Raw genomic sequence first — 3,626 nt, 5'->3', positions numbered from 1 at the left:
AGTCATGCCTTCCACTCGCCGCTCATGGAGCCGATGCTGGCGGAGTTCCGGGCGGTCGCGGAGGGTCTGACCTTCCACGAGCCCCGGATCCCGGTCGTCTCGAACGTGACCGGCGCCCTGGTGACCCGGGAGCTGACGGACCCCGCGTACTGGGTCTCGCACGTCCGGGAGGCGGTCCGGTTCGCCGACGGCATCCGGACCCTCGCCGGCGAGGGTGTGACCCGGTTCCTGGAGCTGGGCCCCGATGCGGTCCTGACCGCCCTCGCCCAGCAGACCGTGGACACCGAGGACGCCGTCTTCGTGCCGGTCCTCCGCGCCCGTGCGCCGGAGGTGGAGGCCTTCGCGGCCTTCCTCGGTCAGATCCACACGGCCGGTGTACCGGTCGACTGGACCGCGTTCTACGCCGGTACCGGTGCGCGCCGGGTGGAGCTGCCCACGTACGCCTTCCAGCGCGAGCGGTACTGGCTCGCCTCGGGCGGTGCGAGTTCCGGGGATCCGGTCGCGGCCGGGCTGGGCCGGATCGAGCATCCGGTGCTGAGCGCCGCGGTGGCGGTGGGGGACCGGGACGAGTGGGTATTCACCGGCCGCCTCTCCCAGGACTCCGCACCCTGGACGCAGGACCACGCGGTCTTCGGGATGGTGATCGTCCCCGGCACCGCGCTGGTCGAGTTCGCGCTGGCCGCCGGCCGGTCCGCCGGCTGCCCGGTGGTGGAGGAGCTGGTGCTCCAAGCGCCGCTGGTGCTGTCGGAGGGTGCGGCGCGGCAGGTCCAGGTGACCGTCGGCGCTGCCGACGCGGAGGGTCGTCGCGAGGTCGCGGTCTACTCCCGCGCCGAGTCCGCGGACGGACCGGAGGACGAGGCGGCGGTCTGCCACGCCCGTGGCCGGCTGCAGCCCGCGGCCGAGCCGTCGAAGCCGTTCCCCGCGTCCTGGCCCCCGGCCGGCGCGCTGCCGCTCGGCACGGCGGGCTTCTACCCGCGTGCTGCGGAGGCCGGTTACGAGTACGGTCCGCTGTTCCAGGGGCTGCGGTCGGTGTGGCGGTCGGGCGAGGAGCTGTTCGCCGAGATCCAGCTGCCCGAGGGCGTCCCGGTCGATGGCTTCGGTGTGCACCCCGCCCTGTTCGACGCGGTGTTGCACGCAGGGCTGGTCGAGAAGGACCTGTCCGCCGGCGTGGAGCTGCCGTTCTCGTGGGCGGGGGTCCGCCTCGGTGCCGGTACCGGTACCACGGCCCGGGCCCGCATCACCCGCACGGCGGGGGCGGACTCCGGACCGGGGTCCGGCTCGGCGATGCGGATCGAGGTGGTCGACGAGCGCGGGGCGCTGGTCGTCGCCGTGGACGCGTTGACCGTACGGCCGGTGGACCAGGCGCAGTTGGCGGGAGGCCGGGGCGGTCAGAGCCCGCTCTACCGCCTGGAGTGGACCCGGATCGCCGACACCCCCGGCGCCACCCCGTTCTCGGTCGCGGTGCTGGGCGACTGCCCGGTTCCCGGTGAGCGGTACGGCGACCTCGGGGCGCTCGAAAGGGCCCTCGCCGACGGCGTGGCCGTGCCCGATGTGGTGGCGATAGGCGTCGACTCCCTGGCCGACGGTGCCGATGTGGCGACCGAGGCACGAGAAGTGACGACCCGTACGCTGGCCCTGCTCCAGCAGTGGCTGGCCGGCGAGGCACTGTCCGGGACCCGTCTGCTGGTGGTCACCCGTCACGCGGTGGCGGTCGGGAACGGCGACGGGGCGCCGGATCTGGTGCAGGCGCCGGTATGGGGCCTGGTCCGCAGTGCGCAGTCGGAGAACCCCGGCCGCATCGTGCTGGTCGACCTCGACACCGGTTCCGACACCGATCTCGACGCCGGCGCGCTGCCCGACTGGAGCGCCGTCCTCAACGCTGAAGAGCCGCAGATCGCGGTCCGGGCCGGCGAACTGCTGGCCCCGAGGCTCGCGCGGACGGCGACCCAGCCGGCCGGGCAGGCCTGGCGGCTCGGTATCGAGCGGAAGGGTTCGCTGGACGGTCTGGCGATCCTGCCCTCCGACGCCGGGCGACCGCTCGACGGGAAGGAGATCCGGGTCGGCATCCGCGCGGCCGGCCTGAACTTCCGGGACGTGCTGATCGCGCTGGGGACGTACCCGGGTGAGGCGCCGCTCGGCAGTGAGGCTGCCGGTGTGGTCCTGGAGGTCGGTGCGGAGGTGACCGGACTCGTCCCGGGTGACCGGGTGATGGGTCTGTTGATGGATCCGTTCGGTCCGGTGGGTGTGACGGATCACCGGATGGTGGTCCGGATGCCGGAAGGGTGGTCGTTCGAGGAGGCGGCGGCGATGCCGCTGGTGTTCCTGACGGCTTACTACGCGCTGACGGATCTGGGTGATGTCCGTCCGGGTGAGCGGCTGTTGGTGCATGCTGCTGCCGGTGGTGTGGGTTCGGCGGCGGTGCAGCTCGGCCGGCACTTCGGCGCCGAGGTCTACGCCACCGCCAGTGCGCCCAAGTGGGATGCGGTCCGCGGCCTGGGCGTCGCGGACGACCACCTCGCCTCCTCGCGCGACCTGGACTTCCGGGACGCGTTCCTGCGCGCCACCGCGGGCGAGGGCGTGGACGTGGTCCTGAGCGCGCTCGCCGGCGAGTTCACCGATGCCTCGCTCGACCTGTTGCCCCGCGGCGGCCGGTTCCTGGAGATGGGCAAGGCCGACGTCCGCGACGCCGCGCGACTGGCCACCGAGCGACCCAGCGTCGGGTACATCCCGTTCGACCTGCTGGAGGCGGGTCCGGACCGGATCCAGGAGATGCTTCTGGACCTGGTGGCCCTCTTCGAGCAGGGCGTACTGCACCACTCGCCGATCCGCTCCTGGGACGTGCGGCGGGGTGCGGAGGCCTTCCGGTTCCTGCGTGAAGGCCGCAACGTCGGCAAGATCGTGCTGACGGTTCCGGCGCCGCTGGACCCGGAGGGCACGGTCCTGATCACGGGTGGTACCGGTGGTCTGGGTGCCGAGTTCGCGGGTCACCTCGTCCGGGAACACGGGGCGCGCGACCTGCTGCTCGTCAGCCGCCGGGGCTCGGCGGCGGACGGTGCGGCGGCACTGGTCGCCGCCCTCGAAGCCGAGGGGGCCCGGGTCCGGGTCGCCGCGTGTGACGTTGCGGACCGTGATCAACTCAACTCGCTGATCGGCTCGTTGGACCGGCCGCTGACGGCCGTGGTCCATGCCGCCGGTGTTCTCGACGACGGTGTGGTGGCCTCGCTCACCGCCGAGCAGGTGGAGCGGGTGTTGCGGCCGAAGCTGGACGCCGCACTGCATCTGCACGAGCTGACCGCGGGCATGGAGCTGTCGGCGTTCGTGCTGTTCTCTTCCGTCTCGGCGTTGATCGGTGGCCCAGGTCAGGGCAACTACGCTGCGGCGAACGCCTTCCTGGATGCCCTGGCGGCGGCCCGTCGGTCCGTGGGTCTGCCCGCGACCTCTCTCGCGTGGGGTCTGTGGGCCAACACGGCGGGCATGTCGGGCACGTTGGACGAGGCGGAGATCGCCCGCCTGGAACGGATGGGCACCTCGGCGCTTCCCACCGAGCTGGGTCTGGAGCTGTTCGACCGCTCCGGTCAGATCGACGAGGCGCTGCTGGTCCCGGTCCTGCTGGACCTGGGCGTGCT

Annotated in this window: 1 protein-coding gene; it reads left to right on the top strand. The window is 72.8% G+C overall.

The features are described from left to right. Positions 1 to 24: 24 nt before the first annotated feature. Positions 25 to 3,626, top strand: a 3,602-nt coding sequence (locus tag AB0O40_RS37675) for an SDR family NAD(P)-dependent oxidoreductase (RefSeq protein ID WP_365050839.1), incomplete at its 3' end; no start/stop codon positions are given.

This window comes from Streptomyces sp. NPDC089919, from assembly GCF_040684615.1.
GTDB lineage: Bacteria > Actinomycetota > Actinomycetes > Streptomycetales > Streptomycetaceae > Streptomyces.
This window is presented reverse-complemented; position numbering and strand designations above follow the sequence as displayed.